The 23,148-nt window shown below is 72.7% G+C and carries 21 protein-coding genes; 12 read left to right on the top strand and 9 right to left on the bottom strand.

The annotated features are described in order from the left end of the window. The first annotated feature begins 78 nt into the window (after positions 1–78). Complete coding sequence (locus tag OG303_RS24415) at positions 79–741, top strand: hypothetical protein (protein WP_405870876.1); 663 nt, start codon at positions 79–81, stop codon at positions 739–741. A gap of 36 nt (positions 742–777) precedes the next feature. On the opposite strand, the gene OG303_RS24410 is transcribed toward OG303_RS24415, so the two are convergent. Beyond that, positions 778–1,125: a hypothetical protein gene (locus OG303_RS24410; protein ID WP_405877458.1), complete on the bottom strand. Its 348-nt coding sequence runs from the start codon at positions 1,123–1,125 to the stop codon at positions 778–780. A 240-nt stretch (positions 1,126–1,365) separates the two neighbouring features. Here OG303_RS24410 and OG303_RS24405 point away from each other — a divergent pair, with 240 nt between their 5' ends. Beyond that, entirely contained in the window at positions 1,366–2,367 is a 1,002-nt protein-coding gene (locus OG303_RS24405) for an acyl-CoA desaturase (RefSeq protein WP_405870875.1), read from the top strand. Between the two features lie 51 nt (positions 2,368–2,418). Then, the gene (locus OG303_RS24400; protein WP_405870874.1) at positions 2,419–2,814 is read left to right on the top strand and encodes a DUF5994 family protein; all 396 of its coding nucleotides are present in this window, start codon (positions 2,419–2,421) and stop codon (positions 2,812–2,814) included. Positions 2,815–2,855: 41 nt separating this feature from the next. Here the strand turns inward: OG303_RS24400 and OG303_RS24395 are convergent, their stop codons facing one another. The 4 genes from OG303_RS24395 to OG303_RS24380 are packed head-to-tail and all read right to left on the bottom strand — an operon-like array spanning position 2,856 to position 7,395. Next, a complete protein-coding gene (locus tag OG303_RS24395) occupies positions 2,856–3,803 on the bottom strand; it encodes a type II CAAX prenyl endopeptidase Rce1 family protein (protein WP_405870872.1) in 948 nt (315 codons plus the stop codon). Between the two features lie 56 nt (positions 3,804–3,859). Next, complete coding sequence (locus OG303_RS24390; protein ID WP_405870871.1) at positions 3,860–6,382, bottom strand: FtsX-like permease family protein; 2,523 nt, start codon at positions 6,380–6,382, stop codon at positions 3,860–3,862. A gap of 3 nt (positions 6,383–6,385) precedes the next feature. Further along, entirely contained in the window at positions 6,386–7,162 is a 777-nt protein-coding gene (locus OG303_RS24385; RefSeq protein ID WP_405870870.1) for an ABC transporter ATP-binding protein, read from the bottom strand. Beyond that, entirely contained in the window at positions 7,159–7,395 is a 237-nt protein-coding gene (locus OG303_RS24380) for a hypothetical protein (RefSeq protein WP_405870868.1), read from the bottom strand. Before OG303_RS24380 ends, OG303_RS24385 begins: the two co-directional genes overlap by 4 nt. Before the next feature lie 178 nt (positions 7,396–7,573). On the opposite strand from OG303_RS24380, the gene OG303_RS24375 reads away from it, so the two are divergent. From OG303_RS24375 to OG303_RS24355, 5 genes are all read left to right on the top strand, one after another. Next, positions 7,574–8,842 carry a sensor histidine kinase gene (locus OG303_RS24375; RefSeq protein ID WP_405877456.1) on the top strand — a complete coding sequence of 423 codons (1,269 nt, stop codon included), beginning with the start codon at positions 7,574–7,576 and terminating at the stop codon, positions 8,840–8,842. A gap of 1 nt (position 8,843) precedes the next feature. Continuing rightward, complete coding sequence (locus OG303_RS24370; protein WP_405870866.1) at positions 8,844–9,503, top strand: response regulator transcription factor; 660 nt, start codon at positions 8,844–8,846, stop codon at positions 9,501–9,503. A 166-nt stretch (positions 9,504–9,669) separates the two neighbouring features. Further along, complete coding sequence (locus OG303_RS24365) at positions 9,670–11,268, top strand: peptide-N4-asparagine amidase (protein WP_405877454.1); 1,599 nt, start codon at positions 9,670–9,672, stop codon at positions 11,266–11,268. A gap of 158 nt (positions 11,269–11,426) precedes the next feature. Further along, complete coding sequence (locus OG303_RS24360; RefSeq protein ID WP_405870864.1) at positions 11,427–13,331, top strand: serine/threonine-protein kinase; 1,905 nt, start codon at positions 11,427–11,429, stop codon at positions 13,329–13,331. 133 nt (positions 13,332–13,464) lie between these two features. Then, positions 13,465–14,190: an FHA domain-containing protein gene (locus OG303_RS24355; protein ID WP_405870862.1), complete on the top strand. Its 726-nt coding sequence runs from the start codon at positions 13,465–13,467 to the stop codon at positions 14,188–14,190. A gap of 62 nt (positions 14,191–14,252) precedes the next feature. On the opposite strand, the gene OG303_RS24350 is transcribed toward OG303_RS24355, so the two are convergent. After that, the gene (locus OG303_RS24350) at positions 14,253–14,951 is read right to left on the bottom strand and encodes a hypothetical protein (protein ID WP_405870861.1); all 699 of its coding nucleotides are present in this window, start codon (positions 14,949–14,951) and stop codon (positions 14,253–14,255) included. 179 nt (positions 14,952–15,130) lie between these two features. Between OG303_RS24350 and OG303_RS24345 the strand changes: the two genes are divergently transcribed. Beyond that, on the top strand, positions 15,131–15,541 hold the full coding sequence (locus tag OG303_RS24345; RefSeq protein ID WP_405870859.1) for a hypothetical protein: 411 nt from the start codon (positions 15,131–15,133) through the stop codon (positions 15,539–15,541). A 90-nt stretch (positions 15,542–15,631) separates the two neighbouring features. Here the strand turns inward: OG303_RS24345 and OG303_RS24340 are convergent, their stop codons facing one another. Next, positions 15,632–16,954 carry a helix-turn-helix domain-containing protein gene (locus tag OG303_RS24340; protein WP_405870858.1) on the bottom strand — a complete coding sequence of 441 codons (1,323 nt, stop codon included), beginning with the start codon at positions 16,952–16,954 and terminating at the stop codon, positions 15,632–15,634. A 187-nt stretch (positions 16,955–17,141) separates the two neighbouring features. Between OG303_RS24340 and OG303_RS24335 the strand changes: the two genes are divergently transcribed. Next, a complete protein-coding gene (locus OG303_RS24335) occupies positions 17,142–17,846 on the top strand; it encodes a DUF4232 domain-containing protein (protein WP_405870857.1) in 705 nt (234 codons plus the stop codon). Between the two features lie 73 nt (positions 17,847–17,919). Here the strand turns inward: OG303_RS24335 and OG303_RS24330 are convergent, their stop codons facing one another. After that, positions 17,920–19,536, bottom strand: a complete 1,617-nt coding sequence (locus OG303_RS24330) for an MFS transporter (RefSeq protein WP_405870856.1) — start codon at positions 19,534–19,536, stop codon at positions 17,920–17,922. 295 nt (positions 19,537–19,831) lie between these two features. Between OG303_RS24330 and OG303_RS24325 the strand changes: the two genes are divergently transcribed. After that, a complete protein-coding gene (locus OG303_RS24325) occupies positions 19,832–20,485 on the top strand; it encodes a hypothetical protein (RefSeq protein WP_405870854.1) in 654 nt (217 codons plus the stop codon). Positions 20,486–20,563: 78 nt separating this feature from the next. Then, positions 20,564–21,751: an NAD(P)-binding domain-containing protein gene (locus OG303_RS24320; protein ID WP_405870853.1), complete on the top strand. Its 1,188-nt coding sequence runs from the start codon at positions 20,564–20,566 to the stop codon at positions 21,749–21,751. Here the strand turns inward: OG303_RS24320 and OG303_RS24315 are convergent. Continuing rightward, positions 21,681–23,111, bottom strand: a complete 1,431-nt coding sequence (locus tag OG303_RS24315; RefSeq protein WP_405870851.1) for an MFS transporter — start codon at positions 23,109–23,111, stop codon at positions 21,681–21,683. The two genes, OG303_RS24320 and OG303_RS24315, sit on opposite strands and share 71 nt — an antisense overlap. Between the last annotated feature and the right edge of the window lie 37 nt (positions 23,112–23,148).

Genomic DNA, 23,148 nt, shown 5'->3' with positions numbered 1-23,148 from the left:
GGCTCCCACGCCGGTGCCGTTCTCGGCGAACGACGACGCCGGGCCGGACCCGTCCGAGCCCGGGGCAGGGCTCGCCACATGACTGTGTCCGTACCGGACCAGCGGCGCCCGGGGAAGCCGCACCCGCCGGGACGCCGGCAGGGCCCGTCACCCCTGACCGGTGAATGCCTCCGCCCGCTGACCCGGCGTCAGATCGAGGACCGGGTGGGGGAACTCGGCGACCTGTACGAGCGGATCTCCGGCCGGGCCCCGGGCGCGTGGAGCCGGGCCCGGTCCACCTTTCTGCGGCGGCTGGCGCTCGACGCGCGGCGGCCGGGGTTCGCGCTGGTGATCGCGGAGACCGTGGTCCCGTCGGTGACCCTCGCGCCGGGCACCACCGTGGTGACGGGATGCGCCTACGGCTTCCCGGTGTGGGGTGACGACCCCTGGTGGCGTGGCCTCGACGGATACCTCCCGGAGAGCCTGCTCCGTATCGCCGCGTCCGGGCAGCTCTTCGCGATCTCCGAGCTGCTCGTCGAGAACCGGGTGCGCACGCACGACCAGGCCCGCGACTGGAATCTCGCCCGGCGCCTGCAGAACCGGCTGCTGACCGACCGTGCCGCGGCGCGCGGCGTCATGCTGGTCGACCGCGGCGACGTCAGGACCCTCGACGCGCTGCAGGCCTGGGGGTGGCGGTACATAGCCGCGGATGCCAGGGGAACGTTGCAGTGCGCTCCCTGCCGGGTCCTGACCCTTCGCTGAGACCGGCCCGTCCGGCCGGAACGCCTACCGGAACGCCTAAGCGCGCAGCAGTCGTTGGGTGATCTCGCGGTACTCCCGCAGCGCGAGGCGGAGTTCGGTGGACTCCGTCTCGGGGTCCTGGCCCTGCCAGCCCTCGCGCAGCAGGCGCCGTCGCTCCGCGAGGGCGTTCGCGAGCTGGGTCGCGGCTTCCTCCAGGGCGCTCTCGGCCGCCTCCAGCGCCTCGCGCGGGGTGTCGGCGAAGGCGTTGACGGCGTGGCCGAGGCGGAGTGCGATCTTCTCGCGTTCCTCCGGCGGGACCAGTGGTTCGGGGCCGGTGGAGCGCCGTCCGGCGGAGCCCGAGGGGCGGTCGGCCGGCTGCTGGGCGCGTCTTTGGTCGTACATCATCATGTGCCGCTTCCGTTGTGATGGACCTGCGCCGTGCTGCCAGTCAACGTCGGGCGGGGGTCCGTGTCAACGCGGTCAGGGCCGCGTCGTTTCGGCTGCGCGGGAGTACGCTCGCAGGGCGAGGGTGCGTCGTGCCCACCTGACAGGTCGTCTTCAGCACGCCACCCACCCATCAGGGGCAGCCCGTGACCCCGGCCGCACCTCAATCCCTGCGGCCATCACCAGGTCAAGGAGCCCCGCATGACACCTGAGCTCGGCACGTCCATGACGGCGATTGCGCCGGACACCGTCCCACCGCCCCAGGGCTACGACGGGACGTCCCCTTTCCCCTCGGACGGTCCGTCGCCCGCGCGCGTCGGCGGGGAGCGGCTGTATGTCGCGGTGACGGCGGTGATCGTCGTCCTGCCGTTCGTGGCGCTCGGTGCGGCCGGCTGGCTGCTGTGGGGGCGTCTCATCCATCCCGTGGACATCGTGCTGGCCGCCGTCCTCTACACGATCAGCGGTCTCGGCGTCACGGTCGGCTTCCACCGGGGTCTCACGCACGGCGGCTACCAGGCCGTCCGTCCCGTGCGCATCGCGCTCGCGGTGGCCGGTTCGCTGAGCTTCCAGGGCGACGTCATCGGCTGGGTCGCCACTCATCGCCGCCACCACGCCTTCACCGACCGGCCCGGCGACCCGCACTCCCCGTACCGCTACGGCACGCATCTGCGCGGCCAGTTGCGCGGACTGGTCCACGCGCACGTCGGCTGGCTGTTTCGCAACGACCGTACGCCCGCCGAGCGTTACGCCCCCGATCTGCTGGCCGACCGCGACATCCGGGCCGTCAACCGCGCTTTCCCGGCGCTGTGCGTGCTCACCCTCGCGCTGCCGTTCGGGCTGGGCTGGGCGATCGGTGGGACCTGGGTGTACGGCGTAACCGCCTTGCTGTGGGCGGGACTTGTCCGTGTCGCGCTGCTCCACCACGTCACGTGGAGCGTCAACTCGCTGTGTCATCTGATCGGTGAGCGGCCCTTCCGCACCCGCCGCCACGACCGGGCCACCAACCTCTGGCCGCTGGCCCTGCTCTCCTTCGGCGAGAGCTGGCACAACCTCCACCACGCCGACCCGACCTGTGCCCGGCACGGCGTCGACCGTGGCCAACTCGACCCGTCCGCCGCCGTCATCCGCCTCTTCGAACGCCTCGGCTGGGTGCACGACGTGCGCTGGCCCTCCCGGGACCGCCTCGCCGCGCGCCGCGTGTGAACGGGCGCGAACCCGGCGCACCCCGGCCCCATCTTGCCTTCAGGAGCTCCCATGACACTCGCCCCGCCGCCCCCCGGCCCCTTGCCGACCGATGCCCGCCTGCGGCTCGCGATCGAGACGCCGTACGGCCGGCAGGCCCGTCGTATCGACGGCGCCTGGTGGCCCCGTTCGCACGACCTGATGGCCGAACTCCTCGTTCTGCTGGGCGGGTTGCCGGCGGCCTGGGGCCATATCAGCAGCATCGTCGTGAACGGCGGCCAGTGGTCCGCCGCCCCCGGCCGGATGCTCGTCGCCAACCAGGTCGTACGTCTGCGCCGGACGAACGTGCCGCAGGCCGCCGACACCGTCTGCCTGCTGGCACCGGGACTCGGCCGCTGGGATCTGCTGGTGGTGTCCCCCGACGCGGCGGAGACGGAGGCCGGACAGCTCATGGACGGCAGCGTGTGAGACACGCCTGGCCGGCCGAACCGGCCCTGCGGGGCCCCTACTTATGAGGACGCCCCGCCCGTGGGCGCTCCGAGGTCTCGCGGTGCCTCCGTTGCCGGCGGGCAGCCCAGGCGGCCGCGGGTGGCCACCAGCAGGACGAGGGCGGCGGCGGTGGAGCTGAGCAGGAAGGCGTGCGCGGCGTAGCCGGAGGCCAGTGAGGGGAAGGTCTGTGTCCAGGCGAGGGACATGAAGTTGTTGACGCCCGTGTGCATCAGCATGGCCAGCGGCAGGCTCCCGCCGGTGCGGTTGAACACCCAGGTCATGACGTAGCTGAAGGTGATCGTGGTGGCGACGAACTCCAGCGGGGTGGTCCAGGACACGTGCGGCCAGTTGCCCCACTCGCTCAGGAAGAGGGGGAAGTGCCACAGGCCCCACAGCGGGCCGAGGACCAGGGTGCCGAGGGCGGGGCCGTAGCGCTGCTGGAGCCGGGGCATGGCGAACTCGCGCCAGCCGGGCTCCTCGGCCAGACCCGTCGTGACCATCTGGAGGACGAGTCCGGGCAGGTAGGCGGCCAGTACCGCGACGGACGGGAGTGCGGGGGCGCGGCCGGACACCGCGGACGTGGCGAGGGTCAGCGCGGTGGGCACCGAGAGGATGGCCAGCGCGTACCAGCGCCAGTTGACCCGGAATTTCGTCAGCCGCCCGATCCAGGCCCGCAGTCCGGCGCGTCCCGCGGTGGCCGCGGTGACCAGGAAGGCCGACAGGATCGGGCCGAGATAGGCGCCGGGCAGGACGCCGAGCAGTTGGGTGGTGCCGCCGATCACGGGGTAGCCGAAGTGCAGGACGCCCAGGCCGTTCTCGGACAGGACGTACGGGGTCCAGGCTGCCCAGCTCAGGGCGAAGGCGAGGGTGAAGAACCAGGTCAGGGGGCGGCGGCCAAGACTGCCGCGCAGTCCGGGGCGGGCATTCGGGGCGGTGTGGCCGTCGTGGACGGGAGCATGGGTGGTCATGAGGATTCCCTTGTGAACCATGGAAGTCGGGGGTGCGAGCCGGCGGTGAGCGCGGCCTACTGGGCTCGGATCGCGTCCGCCGGCGGCATGCGCAGGGCACGGCGGGTGGGCAGCTCGATGGTGAGGAAGGCCGTGCCGGTGACCGCGAGCGCGAGTGCGGGCAGCAGCCAGGCGGGGCCGGCCGGCCACGGGTGGCCCAGGAAGCCCTGGCCCAGAAGGGCGAGCGGAAGCGCCGACAGCAGCAGGGCCGTGGCGAGGGCGGTGGCGGCGGTGACCGCGGCCTCGCGGCGCATCATCGCCCGCACCTGACGGGGAGTGGTGCCGCCCAGGCGGAGGGCCGCCAGCTCGATCCGGCGCTGCGCGGTGGCGGCGACGAGCTTGTTGGCGATGGAGAGCAGCAGGTAGACGAGGAGGACCACGACGAGGGCCAGGTTGATCCACACCTCGGGCGGGGCGTTCTTGAGGCCGCCGGCGGGCTCGGTGCTCTCCACCGTCAACCCGGGGTGGGACGCGGCCAGTTCGGTCAGGCCCTGGCGTGCCGCGGCCGTGCCGTCGGTGCGGACCAGGATGCTCTGGTCGAGGCCGGTCGTGGTGTGCCCGGCGGCCAGGTCGTGGGAGAGGACGACCGCGCCGAAGCCGAGCCCGCGGTCGTACACGGCGACGACCGTGGCGTCGACACGCGCCCCGTCGCCGAGGACGAGACGCACCCGCCGGCCCGTCTCCGCTCCCCGGGTCCGGGCCATTTCGGAGCTGACGGCGACGGTGGCGCCGGTGAGCCGGGACAGGCTGCCCTCCCGCACGCCGAGGTCGAGGACGCCTGCCGCGTCCGGCGTGAGGATCATCGCCGAGCCGCCCTGGTTCTCCGTGTCCCCGAACTGCTTGTACGGCCACACCACCGTGGTCGAGCCGACCGTCGCCGCGGCCCGTATGCCGGGCGTCTTCCGTAGGTCGGCGAGCGTGCCGGACGGCAGTCCGCCCAACGCCGGTGCGGTGACGCGCTGTTGGGCGAGGGTGCCGGTGCGGGTGTCGTCGGCGGTGGCGGCCAGCACGGTGGTCTGGGTGAGGGTGTACGTCAGGACGAACACGACTGCCATGGCCAGCGTGCTGACGATCCCGGCGTTGCGCAGGGCGTACGCCCGGAAGTTGGCCATCGCCAGCCAGGTCGGGGCCGAGGCGCGGGAGCGGGTGAGCCGGGACGCGAAAGCGCCGATGCCCCGGACGAGGGCCGGTCCGGCCAGCGCCAGTCCGATCGCGCCGATGATGCCCGCCATGGAGGTGGCCGTCGCGCCGATGACGGTGCGGGACAGCAGCGGTGCGACGGACAGGGTGGTCGCGGCGAGGATCATCAACACCCCTGCCCGCGTACGTGCCTTGGACGGCTCGCGGGGTTCGCTGCGCGACTCGGCGACCGCCTCGGTGGCCGGCATCCGGGAGGTCCGCCAGGCCGCGCCCCGGGCCGAGAGCTGCAGGGCCAGCGCCACCAGGAGCACCGTAGCGACGGCGGGCAACGGGCTGTAGGTCAGGGGCAGTTCGGACGGGATGACCCCGCGGTTCACGAGCAGCGAGCGGAACTGCCCGGCCAGCGGATAGCCGAGCGCCACACCGGGCACCAGCGCCACGGCCCCGACGACCGTCGACTGCGCGGCGGCCAGGCGGCGGATCTGCTTCGGCGTCGCGCCGACGGCCCGCATCAACGCCAGGTCGCGGCGCTGCCCCGCGATCGACACGGCCAGCGCGCTCGCCATGACGAACCCGGTGATCAGCAGGATGATCCCGGAGAGTGAACCGGCCAGCAGGATCAGCAGCGAACGGGACGCGCCCGCGCCGGGCGAGACGAGATCGCCCCGGTCCGCGCCGGTCGTCACGACCAGAGAGCTGCCCGCCACTTTCTGGCGGACCTCGGCGGCGACCCGTGCGTCGGCGCCGGACGCGGTACGCAGGGCGACCAGGTCGACGCGGTCGCCGCGGCCGGACAGTCGTACGGCCGTCGTATCGGCGAAGAAGACCCCCGCGCCCGGTGCGTCGACCACCGCCGAGACGCGGTAGCCGGTGGCGGGCCGGCCGCCTGCGGCGACCCGGACCCGGTCGCCCACCCGGACCCCCGCCGCGGCCGCGGTCGTGCTGTCGACGGCGATCTCACCGGCTCCGGTGGGCCGGTCACCGCTGATGTGGGCGTCGCCCGCCAGCAGCCGGGTCGAGGACCAGCCGTGCCCGCCCGCCGATCCGTCCCCGGCGGGTACGACCCGGCCGTGTGCGTCGACGAGGGCGGCGGGGAAGCCGAGATCGCCGACCGCCGCCTCGACCCCGGGCAGCCCGGACAGTTCGGAGACGACCTCGGCCGGGACCGTCCGCCGCTCGGGCAGCGCGACCGGCAGGTCGCCGGGCGGGTGGTACTCCTGGTCGGCGGCGACCACCACGTCCGCACCGGCCAGACGGCCGGCCGGCAGGTGGGAGCGCAGCCCGGACTCGGCCAGCACGCCGGTGCCGGTGAGCAGGGCGGCCCCGCCCAGCACCGCGCACACCACGGCGATCAGCGCGGCGATCCGGTGAGAGACCATCTGTTTCGCGAGACGGAACATGGCTCAGGCCCTCCCCAACGCGACGAGACGGTCGGCGAGTTCGGGAGCGGTCGGGGTGTCGAGCGCCTCGACCACACGGCCGTCGGCCATCACCAGCACCCGGTGCGCGCGGGCCGCGGCGGCCGGATCGTGGGTGACCATCACCACCGTCTGGCGCAGGTCGTGCACGAGGTCCCGCAGCAGGTCGAGGACCTCGTGGGCGCTGCGCAGGTCCAGCGCGCCGGTCGGCTCGTCGGCGAACACGACGGCCGGCTTTGCCACCAACGCCCGTACGATCGCGGCACGTTGCTGCTGACCGCCGGAGAGCTCGGCCGGCCGGTGGGCCAGCCGGTCGGCCAGCCCGACCCGCTCCACCAGCGTGTGCAGCCAGTCGTGGTCGGGGGTGCGTCCGGCCAGCCGCAGCGGCAGGGTGATGTTGTCCTGGATGCTGAGCGAGGGGATGAGGTTGTAGGCCTGGAAGACGAAACCGACGCGCTCCCGGCGCAGTCCGGTACGGCGCGTCTCGTTCAGTCCGCCGATCTCCCGGCCGTCGATGCGGACCTCCCCCGACGTCGGGGAGTCCAGGCCGGCCGCGCAGTGCATCAGGGTGCTCTTGCCCGAGCCCGAGGGCCCCATCACGGCCAGGAAGGTGCCGCGCTCCACTGTCAACGACACGTCGTCGAGGGCTCGTACGCCGCCCGCGTACGCCTTGCTGACGTGCTCGAGGGCGATGGCGGGCGTGTGCTGCGACGCGGCGGGCCCGGGACGGGCGCTTCCGGTGCGGGCGAACAGGGCGTTCATCGACGGCCCCGCAGGTTGCGCACGACGAGCGTGCCGGCGCAGAGCACGGTGACCGCGCCGCAGACCAGGTGCACCCAGGTGGCGGCTTCGCCGTAGGAGGCCGCCATGTTGGCGACCGCGCTCATCACGACGACGCTCCACAGCAGCGTGCGCAGGACGTCGCCGCGGGTGAGAGCCGGCGTCGTCGGTTTGGTGTCGGCGCTGGTCAGGCGGTAGGGGTCGGTGTTCTGCATGGGGCTTCCTCCCGTGGTCGGCTGTCGTCACCGACGCTATGGATCAGCACCCCTCTCGGCCGATCCCGCAGCCTGCCCGGTTCGAGGTACAGCAGGCTGTACTTCCCGGGTCCGCGGCCGACCGCCAACTCGTCCACGGCGTAGGGTCCTTCGCGACGAAGGGAGGGCACGCATGGCCATGCAGCAGGACGCGCTGACCGGTGACCGCGACACCACCCTCAAGGAAACCGTCGTGGGCACCCTTCGCGGCGCGGGCACCGCGACCGGACAGCTGGCCTCCGGCCTCGGCACGGCTCTCACCGCCCTGCTCGTGCTGCTCTGGCTCGCCCTCACCGCCGTGACCTCGCTGATCGGCGTGGGGCTCCTCATGGCGCCCGGCGTGCTGCGCGCACTGCACGCCGTGTCCGCACGGGAACGCACCCGGCTCGCCCGCTGGGGCCCCGAGGTCGTCGCCCCCGAGCCGCCGCCGACGCGGCTGCGGCCCGCCCTCGTCGACCCGACCACCCGCCGCGAACTGCGCTGGATGCTGCGGCACTCCACCCTCGGGCTGCTGCTGGGCCTGCTCGGCGTCTGGCTGCCGCTCTTCGCGGTGCGCGACACCGCCTTTCCGCTGTACTGGACGTTCATGCCCAAGGGCCTGACCGCGACCTCCATCGGCATCGGCAGCGCGCACTCCTGGCCGGAAGCCCTCGCCGTGGCCCTGCTCGGCCTGGGCTGGATCAGCATCGTCCTGGGACTCACCCCCGCCATGGCGCGGGCGCAGGCCGGGCCGGGACGCCGGCTCCTCGCGGCCGGCCCGGAGACGGACCTCTCGCTGCGGGTCGTCGAGCTCACCGCCACCCGTGCCGCCGCCCTGGACGCCCACGCCACCGAACTGCGCCGTATCGAGCGCTCGTTGCACGACGGCGCCCAGAACCGGCTGGTCGGCGTCACCGTCCTGGTCGGCGCCGCCCGCCGCATGGTCGCCCGCGACCCGGCCGCCGCCGACGAACTCCTCGAACGTGCCCAGTCCGCCGCCGAGCAGGCACTCGCCGAACTGCGCACCGTCTCGCGCAGCATCCTGCCCCCGGTGCTCGCCGACCGCGGCCTGACCGGCGCGCTCTCCGGGCTCGCCGCGGACTGCGCCGTGCCCTGCCGGACCGACGTGGACGTGCCCGAACGCTGCGCCGCGTCCGTCGAGGCGACCGCCTACTTCGTCGTCGCCGAGGCCCTGACCAACGTCGCCAAGCACAGCGGCGCGACGCACGCCACCGTCACGGCCCGCGCCCGCGGCGGACGACTGCGCCTGCGCGTCGAGGACGACGGCCGCGGCGGCGCCGACGAGGACGGCGGATCCGGGCTCACCGGCATCCGCCGCCGCGTGGCGGCCCACGACGGTAGCCTCACCGTGGCGAGCCCGCCCGGCGGCCCGACCACCCTTGAGGTGGATCTTCCCTGTGGAGCGTGACATGCGGATCGTGATCGCCGAGGACGACCCGTTGCTGCGCGAGGGGCTCGCCCTGCTGCTGCGCGCGGAGTCCCTCGACGTGGTGGCCACGGCCGGGACCGCCGACGAGGCGCTGACCGCCGTCGACGAACACAAGCCGGACGTCGCCATCTTCGACGTACGCATGCCGCCTACGCACACCGACGAGGGCATCGTCGCGGCCGTGGAGGCCCGGCGCCGCCGCCCCGACCTGGCCGTCCTCGTGCTGTCCGCGTACGTCGAGCAGAGCTTCGCCACCGAACTGCTCGGCGGTGGGGCGGGCGGCCTCGGCTATCTGCTGAAGGAACGCGTCGGCCGGGTGGAGGAGTTCCTCGACGCCCTGCGGCGGGTGGCGGCCGGGGGCACCGCCATCGACCCGGAGGTGGTCGCCCAGCTGTTCACCCGCTCCCGTCAGGACACCCGCCTCGACCGGCTCAGCCCGCGCGAACGGGACGTACTCGCCCTGATGGCCGAGGGGTTGGGCAACACCGCCATCGCCGAACGCCTCGTGGTGACCGAGGGCGCGGTCCACAAGCACATCCGCAGCATCTTCGCCAAACTCGATCTGTCCCCCGCCGACCAGGTGGACCGGCGGGTCGCCGCGGTCCTGCGCTATCTGGAGGACCTGCGCCGGCTGGCGTGAACGGGCGCGGCACCGCTCGGTCAGGGAGTGGGCCGGAATTGGTCAAGACCTCTTCAACTCCCCTGGGCCGGGACCGGGATGTGCGTGTTCACTGCGCCGTATGACACGCGCGACGCCTACAAGAACCCTGGGCCACATGAGAATCCTGGGCCCCATGAGATTCCCGATACGTCCGGGCCGGACGGTCACCGTCCTGACCGGCGCGCTCGCCGCTCTCGCGCTCTGCGTGGGCACGGCCTCCGCGGTCACGGTGCCGACCGAGTTCGGGACCGACTACCACGACCCCGTGACCGCCGCCCCGGCCGTCTTCACGCCGCACACCAAGTCGTGTTCGGTCACGGTCGCCGAGGCGAAGTTCAAGGACTTCACCCCCTACACCGGCACCTACACCCCGCCCACCGGCTGCGGCACCCCCGGCCGCTGGTCCAAGGTCGTGCTGCGTATGGACGGGAACGTGAAGGGGCGGCAGTACGACCGGCTCGGGTATCTGGACATCGGCGGCGTGCAGGTCTTCCGTACGTCGACGCCGGAGCCCTCGCAGGACGGGATCGACTGGTCCGTCGAGAAGGACGTCACCGAGTACGAGAAGACGCTGAGCAGCGCGCAGTCCGTCGACATGCTCATCGGCAACGTTGTCAACGACACCTACACCGGGATCCTCGACGTCAAGGTGACCCTCACCTTCTACGCCCCCGAAGGACCCGCCGCCGACCACGCCGACCGCACCTCCTCCGCTCCCGACCAGGTCATCCCTCTCAGCGACGGCGACAGCGTGACGACCGGCGCCTCCCTCACCACCCCGCGCAACTCCGAGCGGATCCTCGCCGAGGTGTACGCCACCGGATCGGGCGGCGGCTGCGAGGAGTTCTGGTACTCGGCGACCACGCCCTCCGCGTCGTACTCCTGCCAGGGCGGGGACGACGGGCCGTACCGCGAGGTGCAGGTGAGCGTCGACGGGAAGGTCGCCGGAATCGCCTCGCCCTACCCGAACGTGTGGACCGGCGGCTGGTCCCCCTACCTGTGGTCGGTGATCCCCTCCCCGTACGCCTTCGACGTACGGCCGCTGACCTTCGACCTGACCCCGTTCGCGGGGCTGCTCAACGACGGCAGGGCGCACAAGGTCGACGTGTCGGTGGTCGGCGTGCCGGCCGGGCAGACCGGGTGGAGCGCGCCGACCAACATCCTCGTCTGGCAGGACGCGCACAAGTCCGTGGTGACCGGGGCCCTGACGTCGTACAAGAAGGCCGGTCCGGCCGTGACCAACACCTTCACCGACGGTTCGCTGCGGCACCTGGTGACCGACGGCAAGGACCGGCTGAAGGCCACCGGCTACCTCGACACTTCCCACGGCCGGGTCACGACGACGGTCGAGCGGACCCTCACGACCGCGATCGACCACCGGTGGACGCCGGACGAGAACACCGACGACCAGACCGGCGAGTGGACCGACCACCAGGCCGTGACCACCGACGGACACGTGGCCCGCACCGACCGCACCTACACGCTCGACGGCCGCGCCACCATCGACAGCGCCAACCGCCTGCGCGTGATCATGTCGGTCGGCGACCACGCGCACATCGGCGCCACCCGCATCGACGACACCTACCGGGGAGACGCCACCTTCACGCTCGGCGTCGCCCGCGAGGACCGGCACGCGGTGGCCACGACCGGCGAGCGCTACCGGCTGCGGGCACCCGGCACCTGCTACGACCACACGCTCGCGACGGAGCAGGGGGTGCTGACGAAGGACGTGCACGGTTGCTGACCCCGGGCCTACCCAGTACCCCCCTGTGGGGGTTCTGGGTAGGTCTGTACGAAGTCCTGTGAACGAGATCACCGACGAGTGCACCCTGGGTACATTCCGTCACCGTCGGCAGGACCACGCAGGTGGGCGGGGCAAGGAGCGGGGCGAAGAGTGGGGCGGTGCCGGTGACGCCGGATACAGGGGACAAGGTCGCGGACCGCTATCTCCTGCAGGAACCCATCGGTACGGGCGGGATGGGCGTCGTCTGGCGGGCCTGGGACGAGCGGCTGGAGCGGCAGGTCGCGGTCAAGTGCACGCGCCTGGACGACGGCCGGGCCGCGCGGCGGCTGATGGGCGAGGCGCGCAACGCCGGGCGGCTGCACCACCCGAACATCGTGGGTGTCTTCGACTTCGTCGAGGAGGGCGTCACCTGCTGGATCGTCATGGAGTACGTGCCCTCGCGCAGCCTCGCGCAGATCCTGACGGAGCGCGGCCCGCTCACGCCCGAGGAGGCCGGGTCCATCGGCTGCCAGATCGCGGACGCGCTGGTGAAGTCCCACGGCGAGGGTGTGGTGCACGGAGATGTGACGCCGGAGAACATCCTCGTCACCGACGAGGGCGTCGCGAGGCTGACCGACTTCGGCATCTCCCGGGCCCGGTGGAGCGACGTCACCGAGAGCACGACGGGCAGTCTGCGCGGCAAACCCCGGTATCTGGCCCCCGAGGTGGCCAAGGGACAGCCCATGGGCGAGAAGTCCGACGTGTTCTCCCTGGGTGCCTCCCTGTTCGCGGCGGTCGAGGGCCGGTCGCCGTACGGGGAGGCCGAACACCTCATGGCGTATCTGGCGCGGGCCGTCGAGGGCCACATCGAGCCCGCGCGCCACGCCGGTCCGCTGGCCGGTCCGCTCACCGCGCTGCTGGAGGTGGACCCCCGGCAGCGGCCCGACGCCGCGAGGGCACGGAAGCTGCTGACGCAGGCCGCCCCGCCGCCCCCGCACGTCCAGGACCAGTTGCAGGACCGGCGCCCCCTGGACCTGACGCGCCCCACGTTTCGCCTGCCGCGGCTCGTACGCCGGCGCCCCCTGGCGATCGGCGCGGTGGCACTGGTCACCGCGGGAGCCGTCACGGCCGCTGTCGTGCTCTTCGGCCCGTGGGCCTCGAAGGACAGGGACAGCAAGGGCGGCCGGACGGCGACGACCGACGCGAAACCCTCGGCCACGGCCCGGCCCGGCACCATCGGTGACGAACGGACCGCGGACCCCTGCCGGTTGATGGACGCCGCCTCGCTGAGTCGCTTCGGCGGCACCGAACTCGACCCGGACTACGGGGAGATCGACCGGTGCGACGTCCTGGTGCAGAACAGCAGCGGTGACGACAACGCCGACGTCCAGGTCAACCTCGACGGGAACCAGGACCAGTTCAACGGCGACCTGTCCACGTGGCGCGTCGGCGACATCACGGTCGTGACGCTCAAGCCCCAAGGCGTCGTCTGCGAACGGGCCGTCATGACCGCCGACCACAAGCAGATCCGGATCATCGGGAAGCGGCTCGGCAGTCCGTCGCCCGACCCGTGCGCACTGGCCGACTCCGCCACCGACCACGTGGTCGGGGTGCTGGACGACGGACCGGTGCCCCGTCGTACGTCGTCGCCGGCCGCGAACTCCCTGGCCAGGGTGGACGCGTGCACACTGCTCGACGCCACGGAGCTCCAGCGGCTGCCCGGCGTCGAGGTGGGGAACCGGGATCGCGGCTTCGGATCCTGGGACTGCGACTGGTCGAGCGACGACGGCAACCGTGAGGTGGAGATCCAGTTCAGCCGCGACAACTCGCTGGGGGACGACGACGATCAGGCCGTGGACGTCGCCGGGATCAAGAGCTACCTGTCGCCCGAAGACGTCGAGAAGGACAGCTGCACCATCAGGACACCGCACCGGACCTACACCAACTCCCTCGGCGACCACACCGTCGAACTGTTCCAGCTGACCGTGTACGGGCCGCTGCCGGACAAGCAACTGTGCGCCAAGGCAACCCAGTTCGCGGTGACCGTCGTACACAACATCGCGAAGCGAATGCCGAAGGCGTGACATGACCGATCCGGGGACACCGAGAACGCCACCCCGACGGCCGGGGGACCGGGCCAGGCCCGATGCCGGGAGCCGGCGGCCGGCCTCCGGCGGAAGCCCGCTGCCCGCCACCCACGGCAGCCTCGCCCGGGGCGTGTCCGCACCCCTGCCGGGCACCCTCTTCGCGCTCGCGCTGACCGGCGGCATGACGCTGGGGCCCGGGGAGGGGCGCGTGGTCCTGTTCGGCCGCAACCGGCCCGAGGTGCACGTCTGCCTCGGCGAGGACGACCCCCAGGTCAGCCGCCACCAGGGCACCCTGACCCATCGGGAGGGCCAGTGGTGGGTGAGCAACGCCGGGCGGCTGCCGATCCGTTGCGCGGGGGCGCGGCTGCTGTTCCGGGACGAGGAGCCGCTGCCGCTCGACACCGGCTACACCCCGCTGTTCGTCGGCGGCACAGGGGGCCGCGAGCATCTGCTGGAGGTGTTCGTCACCGGCCCCGGGGGCGAGCGGCCGGCGCCGCGGCACGGGGACGTCACCCGCCCGCCCCGGGTGTGGGTGCTCACCGAACAGGAGAAGCTCGCCCTCGTCGTACTGGGCCGCCGCTATCTGCTGCACGAGCCGCGGCCGCAACCGCTGACCTGGCGCCAGACGGCCGCCGAACTCGCCGAGTTGCAGCCGCGGGCCGGCTGGACGGACAAACGCGTCGAGCACCTGGTCAACGCGGTGCGCATCCGGCTGTCCCGCGACGGGGTGCCCTGGCTGACCCGCGAGGAGCTCGGCGAGCCGGTCGGCAACGCGCTCAACGACCACCTGATCCGCGCCCTGCTCACGTCCACCACGCTCGTACCGCTGGACCTGGCCCTGATCGACGCGGCCTGACGCCCGGCCTCGCGGTGATGCCCAACAGGGGTGCTGCCGTGCCCGGTTCGTTCGGGAGCCGGTCATGCGCGTGCCGGTCCGGGCCCGGCCGTCGCCCGGCCGCGCCGGCGGACCGTCCGTAGGGCGAGTGCGGCTCCGAGCACCAGCACCGCGCCGGCTGAGCCGATGAGCCACGGACCGCGGTCCGGCGTGGTGTGTCCGGACACGGCCACGACCTTTCCCTTCCCCGGTACGGAGGTGATGTCGCGCAGCGTGAGGATCACGTCGTCCGGGCCGAGCAGTTCGTTGTGGCGGCGGAAGTCGTCCAGACCTCCTTCGTAGGTCCGGCCGTCGGAGTCGACGAGCGCCGCGGTCCCGTCGTGTCGGCGTGCCACGTACAGCGTCACCAGCTCCAGCGACCCGCTGTGGTGCTTGACCAGGACGGAGCGCTCGAAGACCGATCCGCCGGACCCCGCGAAGTCCCGCACGGCCCGGCCGGCCGCTCCACCGGGCCGGCAGCCGGCGTATGCCTCGCACGGGGAGGCGACCAGCAGTCCGGCCAGCAGCTGGTCCGGTGTACCCATGGAGGCGAGATTGGCGAGCCGGTCCGCAGTCGTCCCGCCGTTGCCGGGGATCTTGTCGTTCTTCACGTGGGTCGACCTCGTGTACTCCCGGAACAGTTCCTGCCACGAGGTCTTCGGCGCCGACGCACCGCACGCCGTCATCAGCAGGGCGATCAGGGTCAGGACGGCGAGGAACCCCCCGGAGCGCGTACGCACCATGCACTTCCCTTCCCCTTGCGGGCCTGTCGAGAGGGGCGCGACCGCCAACCGGTCACGGCCACGGTCTACCGGTGCCGCCCGGGGAGGGGTCCCGGGCGGCGCGCGCACAGTGGGCGGGCGCGGCGGAACTCCACCGCCTCGTCGGTCTTCAGGTGCGTAGGGGAAGAGGGGGAGAGCTCATGACCACTCAGGTGTCGGACCAGGTGCCGGAGCGCATGCCGAGAGGCGTCAAAGGTGCACTGGTGGGGGTGTGGTTCCAGGGCGTGGCCAACTTCTTCGCCGGGGCCGTCATCTCGAACGCGCTGGACATCACACAGGGCCAGGACGTCCCGCATCTCGGCCTGGTCCGGCTGTCCGTGTACGCGAGCTTCTTCGCGGCGGGCGCGCTCTTCGTCTCCGGCGTCTTCGCGCGCAAGCGGTTCTCCTGGGTGCGGGTCACCCTGCTCGTCGTCGAGTGCTGGGTCATGCTGTTCGCGCTGATCGGTTTCCTCGTCCTGGGCGCGCCCACCGTGATCCTCTCGTTGGCGATCCCCGCCCTGATCGCCAAGACGATGCTGGGCGTCCCGGCACGCGAGTGGTTCCATCGCTGATCAGTCAGGTCCGGCGCAGATGTGCAGCGACGGGGACGGCCTGCCGAAGCAGTGCTTGTGGCAGGCCGTCGGCTCCGAGGGGCGGCGCCGTCAGCCGCCCTCCCGCTCGATCCACTCCCCGCCGCCCAGCGGGTAGTCGTAGCCCGGGCGGTCGGCGTCGGCGCTGGTGCGGAACGGGGTGCCGCCGTTGTCGATGTGGACGGTGCCGTGGCGGCTGCCGCTGGACCAGTCCAGGGTGAGGTCCCAGCGGACGTCGTGCGCCGTGGTGTGGGCGGTGACGTAGAAGACCTCGGGGTCGGACTCGCTGACCTTGTAAGGGAAGTCGCGCTGGCCGTTCTTGACGGCCACCGTCGGGCTGCCGGCGTCGAGGCCGATGTCGAACGTCTTGGTGCCGACGCCGCCGCCGCAGCCGACGCCCATCGAGTAGTCGTTCCAGGCGAGCGGCGCGCCCTTGGTGAGGACGCGTACGTGCAGCGCCTCCAGGACGACGGTCTCCTCGCCGGTGCCCTGCACGGTGAGGGCGACCCGCTGCTCGCCCGAGGACACCGCCCCGTACGCGGCGGCCCAGCGCGAGGCGTCCTGCTCGCTCGCGGGCGGACCGACCTGCTCGGGCTTGCTGTCGACGAGGAAGTGCTGGCTGCACGGGTCCTCGTAGACGTAGGGACGGGTGCCGACCGTGAGCGGTACGGCCGTGGTGGTCGGGGCCGTGCCCTGTTTGCCGCCGTCCTTCGAGGTGCCGGACCCGGTCCCCGCCGACTCGGTGGCCGAGGCGGAGGCCGATGCGGACGGCCGCTGTCCCTTGCCGCTCGGGGACGGGGAGGCGGACGGCTTCCCGTCGTCCGCGGTACCGGTGATCCCGGCGGTGGCACCGGCCGCCCGTTCGTCCCCCGCGTCGTGCCCGCCGCCGAACGGCGGACGCACGGAGAGCACCACGGCACCCAGTACGACGGCCGCCGCGACGGAGGCGATCAGCACGGTCCGGCGACGGCGACGGCGACGGTCCGGTGCCGGCGCGAGCGGCGCGTCGACGACCGGCTCCCCGATCTCACCCTCGCCCGGCTCCAACGCTCCCAAGGCATCGGACACTTCGGACGCCTGCGACGCATTGGCCGTTTCGGCCGGCTCGGCCGCATCGGCCGAGCCGGCCCCGCGCCCCCGCGCCGCGTCCGCCAGGATCCAGCGCCGGTGCAGCTCCACCAGATCCTGCGGGGTCGCACGGCAGACCCTCGCGAGGCGCTCCACCGGTGCGTAGTCCACCGGAATCGCGGTGCCGTTGCAGTAGCGGTGCAGCGTCGACGTGCTCATGTGCAGCCGCTTGGCGAGCGTCCCGTAGCTCAGTCCCGAGCGGTCCTTGAGCTCCCGCAACAGCCGCGCGAACGCCTCCGTCTGCGCGGCCCCTGTTGCCCCTGACACCCGTTCCCCCATTGCCCGTATCCCGTTCACGCGTTCCAGGGACACTGAATTCGCCCTGGTCAGAGCGCGTTTCGGCGTTCCAGCGTCCCCAATTGCCCGCCATACGTGGCGGTGGGGACGGATCACCGCCCAAGCTTCGGTCATCCAATCACCACCACCACCCGAACACCGAAGGGGCACCGCTTACATGTCCAGCATCCGCACCTCCCGCACCCGTCTCGTCGGCGCCGCCACGACCGTCGTCCTCGCCGCGCTCTCCCTGACGGCGTGCAGCGACGGAACGGGTGCCCAGGACGAGGGCGCCGCGTCGTCCAACTCCGCGACGGCGAGCCCCTCTTCCGGCGCCTCGTCCTCCAACTCCGGCTCCCACACCGGCTCCAACTCCACCTCGGGCTCCAACTCCGGCTCCAACGCCTCGGACGTCACGCACACCCCCGCGTCCAAGGCTCCCGGCTCGTCGGGCAGGACGGTCACCTGTGAGGGGTCCAACACCAAGACGGTGGCGGCCCCGTTGAACCGCCCCGTGAACCACATGCTGCTCACGGTGACCAACACCGGCAGCGGGACCTGCTACCTCTACGGCTACCCGGCCGTCCGCTTCGGTGAGGCCCAGTCCGTGCCTCCGGTCATCGAGGACTCGCAGCCGCAGGCGGTCGTCACGCTCAAGCCCGGCGAGTCCGGCTACGCCTCCGTGAGCCTGTCCGCCACCGACGGCAGCGGCTCGAACGGCGAGACCGTGAAGTCCCTGGCCGTCTACTTCCACGGTCCTTCCGGCAACGAGAGCGTCGGCGCGGGCGCCAACCCGTCGCTGCCCGCGAAGGGCGTCTACGTCGACGACTCGCTCAAGGTCACGTACTGGCAGCAGTCGATGGACGACGCCGTCAACTGGTGACGTGACGCGGTGGCCGGCGCGACGGCCGCAGCCCGGTACGCCGCACCCCTCATGGCCCGGCTGGGCGGCTGGGCTACGGCTTCGCGGAGCGGGGCTGGGTCGTCGGGATCCGGGAGGTGAAGAACAGGGCGAGCACCGCGGCGAGGGCGAGGACGGCGAGTGCGGCGCGCAGGCCGTCGAGCCGCGCTTCGCTGTTCGCGTCGAGCGCCGCCCGGGAGACCTCCGCGCTCGCGCCGGCTTCGTCGAGCGCGGTCTTGAGCTGCGCGTCCGACAGGAAGGGCGCGCCGCTCTGGAGCTCGACGGAGGCCTGGCTCTTGACGTCGGCCGGGACCGCCGGGTTCTGCTCGATGCTGGTCAGGAACGAGGTCGTGAGCGCGGCGATCATGATCGACCCGGCCAGTGCCGTACCGATCGAGGCGCCGAGGTTGGTGACGGCGTTCTGGACTCCGCCGACCTCCGCGCTCTGCGCCTCCGGCACCGCGGACACGGTGACCGACCCGAGCTGGGACGCCAGTGCGCCCATGCCGAGCCCGATCAGCAGGAGCGGGATGGTGACGACTTCCGCTCCGGCTTCCACGTCGAGCGCGGCCATCAGGACCACCGCGCCCGCGAGCAGCGAGAGGATCCCGAGCCGCACCACCCGGCGCGGCGAGACGTCCGGGAAGAAGCGCGGGATCAGGATCGCGGCCGCCAGCAGCGTCAGCGACAGCGGCAGGATGCGGGCACCGGTCTTGAGCGCGGACAGTCCCAGGGCCACCGACAGATACAGCGGTACGACGAAGAACACGCCCATCTGCACGAGGTACTGGAAGAAGAACATCGTCAGGCCGCCGCTGAGCTGTTTGTTCCGCAGCATGGCCGGGTCGACGAGCGGCTCCTTGTGCCGCTCCACGAGGCGCGCCTCCCAGTGGAGGAAGAGCCAGATCAGCAGCAGGCCGGCCAGCATCAGCCACACGACCAGCGAGACCCCGAGCCACGAGGGCGCGTCGGGTTTGGGCTGGAACCAGCCCCACTCGTCCGAGCGGAGGACTCCGTAGACGAAGATCCCGAGCCCGAGGGCGGAGAGCACGCAGCCGACGAGATCGATGCGGGTGCGTTCGCCGACCGGTGCGTCGGCGATGGGGCGGGCGAGCAGCAGGATGCCGAGCACCACCACGACCTCACCGGCGAACACCCAGCGCCAGGAGAAGTACGTGGTCGCGACGCCCCCGATGAGCGGCCCCACCGCGATGGCCACGGCCCCCGCGGCCGCGACGAGTCCGTAGGCGGCGGGCCGGCGTTCGGCGGAGAAGTTGCCCGCCACCAGCGCCACGATCGCGGGCAGGATGAGCGCGGCTCCGAGGCCCTCGAGCAACGCCCAGCCGAGCAGCAGGACGGGGAGGTTCGGTGCGAGCGCCGTGGTCAGGGAGCCGCAGCCGTAGACGGCGCAGCCGATCATGAACGCGCGTTTGCGGCCGATCAGCGCACCGACCTTGCCGCCCGGGATCATGAACATCGCCATCACGAGGGTGTAGGCCGTGATGGCGCCCTGGATCCCCGTCACGGTCGTGCCCACGTCCTCGGCCACGGTGGCGATCGAGACGTTCATGACCGAGCTGTCGAGCGCCATCAGGAACTGACCTGCCGCGAGCGTCAGCAGGACGAGTCGCGCTGTCGCCGAACTCTCAGCGGTGCCTGCCCCAGATGCCATGGGCGCATCGTCGCAGCCACCCCGAAGCCGGGTGCCCCGACCCGCCACGGTCGTCAACCGGTCAGGTGACGCGTCACCTGGGCCACCTGCGCCACCTGCGCCGCTCGCCCGGCGGCCGAACGACTCTGTGAGGCGAATTCGTTCGCCGATACGAGGGCCGTCCGAAACCCTGGCGCCCGGCGCGGGTCGGCGGGGCGGACGTCGGTCCGTGGGCCGCACGGGCGGCGCAGAGCCGCGATGCGGTGGTGACACGGGCGCGGGCGCGCCTCATGATGGGTGGGTCATGGGGGGTTCGGTGGATGTGTCCCGTGTGCGCCACCGCGGCAGGGTTCCGCGTGTGGTGCCGGTGGCGGCTGCCCGGGCGGGGCTGTTCTCCGTACTCGGCACCGCGGTCGCGTCCACGGTTCACCATCTGGCGTTCGACTCCAGTCCCTCGTGGCTGGTGCGGGCTCTCGCCGCCTGCCTGCTCTTCGGTGTCGCGCTGCCCGGCGCCGGGCACGACAAGCCGCTGGTACGGCAGTTGGTGCTGGCGGCCGGCACGCAGGTGGTCGTGGGCTACTGGTTCGTACGGGCCGACGGCTCCGTGTCCGTTCCGGGGCATGCCCTGTGGCCGTCCTCCGTGCACGCGGGCTGGCCGGTCGTGATCGGGCATGTGCTGCTGACCGTGCTGTGCGCGATGCTGCTGCACGGTGTGGACACCTGCCGCCGGCGCGTGCTGTACGCGGCGGGATGCGAGTGGGAGAAGCTGCGCGAGGTGCTGCGCAGGCTGTTCACCCCGGTCCGTACCTCCGCCGATCCGACCGCGGCCCGCCACGCCGGAGCATGCGCGTTTGCCGGGCCCGCGCCCGGCGTTCCCCTCCAGGTCCTCCTGGCGGACACGGTCGTCCGGCGCGGCCCGCCCGCTTCCTCCCTGCTGCCGCGGACGCGGCGGCCTTCGGTGTGCATCTGAAGTTCTGACCTTTCATGCCATGCCATGCCGTGAGCGCGGGCTGCTCGACAGCGCCCGCGCCAGGGGGGAATCCCAGTCATGTCCAAGAACGTCGTCGTCATCGGGGCGGGCCCGTACGGCCTGTCCACCGCCGCGCATCTGAAGGCGCGCGGCCTGAGTGTCAGGGTGTTCGGTTCGCCGATGGCGAGCTGGGCCGAGAACATGCCCGCGGGCATGCTGCTGAAGTCACCGCCGAGCGCGTCGATGCTGTCGGCGCCGCGAGCGGGGTTCACGCTGGACGACTACGCCCGGCAGCAGTCGGGCGAGGTCCGGCCGACCGGGCACGACCGGGTGCCGGTCGAGATGTTCGTGCGGTACGGGCGTTGGTTCGCCGAGGAGTTGGTGCCGGAGGTGGAGCGGGTCCGGGTCCTAGGGGTCGACCGGCAGGCCGACGGCTTCCGTCTCAAGCTCGCCTCGGGCGAGGAGCTGCGGGCGGCGGCCGTGGTCGTGGCCAGTGGAATGGACGGCTTCGCGCACGTCCCGGAGCCGCTCGCCGAGTTCGTCCCCGAGGGGCTCGTCTCGCACAGTTCGCAGCACGCCGACCTCAAGGCGTTCGCCGGACGGGACGTCGTCGTGGTGGGCGGCGGGCAGTCGGCGCAGGAGAGCGCCGCCCTGCTGCACGAGGCCGGTGCGCAGGTCCAACTGATGGTCCGGGCCGGAAAGTTGGTGTTCGGCGCGGCGCCGACTCCGCCGCCGCACTGGCAGCCCGACACCCCGTTGGGACGTTCCTGGGGGCTGTACGGGGTGGTCCACCGGGCCGCCGCCTTCCGCTTCCTGCCCACGGAAGCGCGGCTGCGGCTGGTCGAGCGGGTGCTCGGTCCGTTCGGGGCGTGGTGGCTCAAGCCGCGCCTCGACGGGGTCGTTCCCCTACGGCTGCGCGAGAGCATCACCGGTGCGCGACGGCACGACGGTGGCGTCCTGCTCACCACCAGGGACGGCGACGGACGTACGCACTCGGTCGCAGCAGAGCACGTCCTGGCGGCCACCGGCTACCAAGTCCGCCTGGACGGGCTGGACTTCCTGGCCCCCGAACTGCGGGCCGGGCTCGCCCGCACCGGAGGCTCCCCGCATCTCGACGCGGGGCTCCAGTCCTCCGTGCCCGGCCTGTACTTCACGGGCATCCAGGCGGCGGCGACCTTCGGGCCACTGCTGCGGTTCACCTGCGGGACCGCGTTCGCCGCGCCCCGGCTCGCGGCGGCCGTCGCGGCGTACCCGGCGACGCGGTAGCGAAGGGCCGCGGGGAGAACACCGGTACCCGGTGGTGCAGTTCGTCGGCGGCGAAGCCGTGATGGTGCCGCCAGCCGGCGCCCACCCGCGTGGCGCCGGCGAGGTGGGGGTGGTCGTCGTGGAGTTCGGTGTGCTCGTGCTCCACGGCGGCCGGTGCCGTCCGCCACAGGCGTACGGCCAGCAGGGCGGCGCCCAGTGCGATCCCGCCGAGGGAGACGACGGCCGCCTGCAGCCCGGCCTCCGCGCCGAGCCATCCGGCCAGCGGGTACGTCAGCAGCCAGCAACCGTGGGAGAGGGAGAACTGCGCCGCGAAGGCCGCAGTGCGCTCCTGGGCCGGGGCCGAGCGGCGGATCAGCCTGCCGGTCGGCGTGAGCACCAGTGAGCACGCGGCGCCGAACGCCGCCCACACCACCAGCAGGGCGGGCCACCGCCAACTCCCGCTCCGCGCCGCCGTGATGGCGGCGAGCGCGGCGAAGACGGCAGCGAGCAGCAGTGCGCCGCGCAGCATCACCGTCCGGTCCGGGACCCGGTCCAGCACGCGCGGCAGGACCAGCGCCACGACCATCGACCCCGCGCCGTACGCGCCGAGCGCCAGCGGTACGGCGCCGGTCGACAGGCCCAGGAAGTCACGGACGTAGACGACGGAGTTGACGGTCACCATCGCGCTCGCGGCGGCGACCGCGAGGTTCAGCGCGAGCAGGGCGCGCAGCTGCGGGAGCGCGAAGAAGAGGCGGGTGCCCGCGGTGGCCCTGGTGCGCGCGCCGCCGGTGCGCGGCATCGGGGCGGGCGCGGGCCTGGGCAGGACCGCCGAGACGACGAGCACCGCCGAGGCGAGGAAGCCCAGCACGGTGCCGGTGAACAGCCAGTTGTACGTGATGACGGACAGCAGGGCCGCCGCCAGCGTGGGGGAGAAGAGGCTCTCCAGGTCGTAGGCGAGCCGGGACATGGACAGCGCCTGCGTGTAGTCGCGTTCCTCGGGCAGGACGTCGGGGATGACGGCCTGGAAGGCCGGCGTGAACGCGGCCGAGGCGGACTGGAGCAGGAACACCAGGACGTACACCTGCCAGACCTGGTCCACGAACGGCAGGAACAGCGCGACCCCCGCCCGGGTCAGGTCGGCGCTCACCATGAGCGCCCGGCGCGGCAGCCGGTCGGCGACCGCTCCGACGGCCGGGGCGATCGCCACGTACGCCACCATCTTGATCGCGAGCGCGGTGCCGAGCACCGAACCGGCGTCGGCGCCCGCGAGGTCGTACGCCAGCAGACCGAGGGCCACTGTGGCCAGCCCGGTGCCGATCAGGGCGATGACCTGGGCGGCGAAGAGGTGACGGTAGGTGCGGTTGCGCAGGACGGCGAGCATGCGGGCGGCTCCCGGGGCACGAGGTCCGGTCGGTCCC

The organism is Streptomyces sp. NBC_00005, assembly GCF_045160215.1.
Lineage (GTDB): Bacteria > Actinomycetota > Actinomycetes > Streptomycetales > Streptomycetaceae > Streptomyces.
Note: the sequence above shows the minus strand (reverse complement) of the source record. Positions and strands in the feature narration are given on the sequence as shown.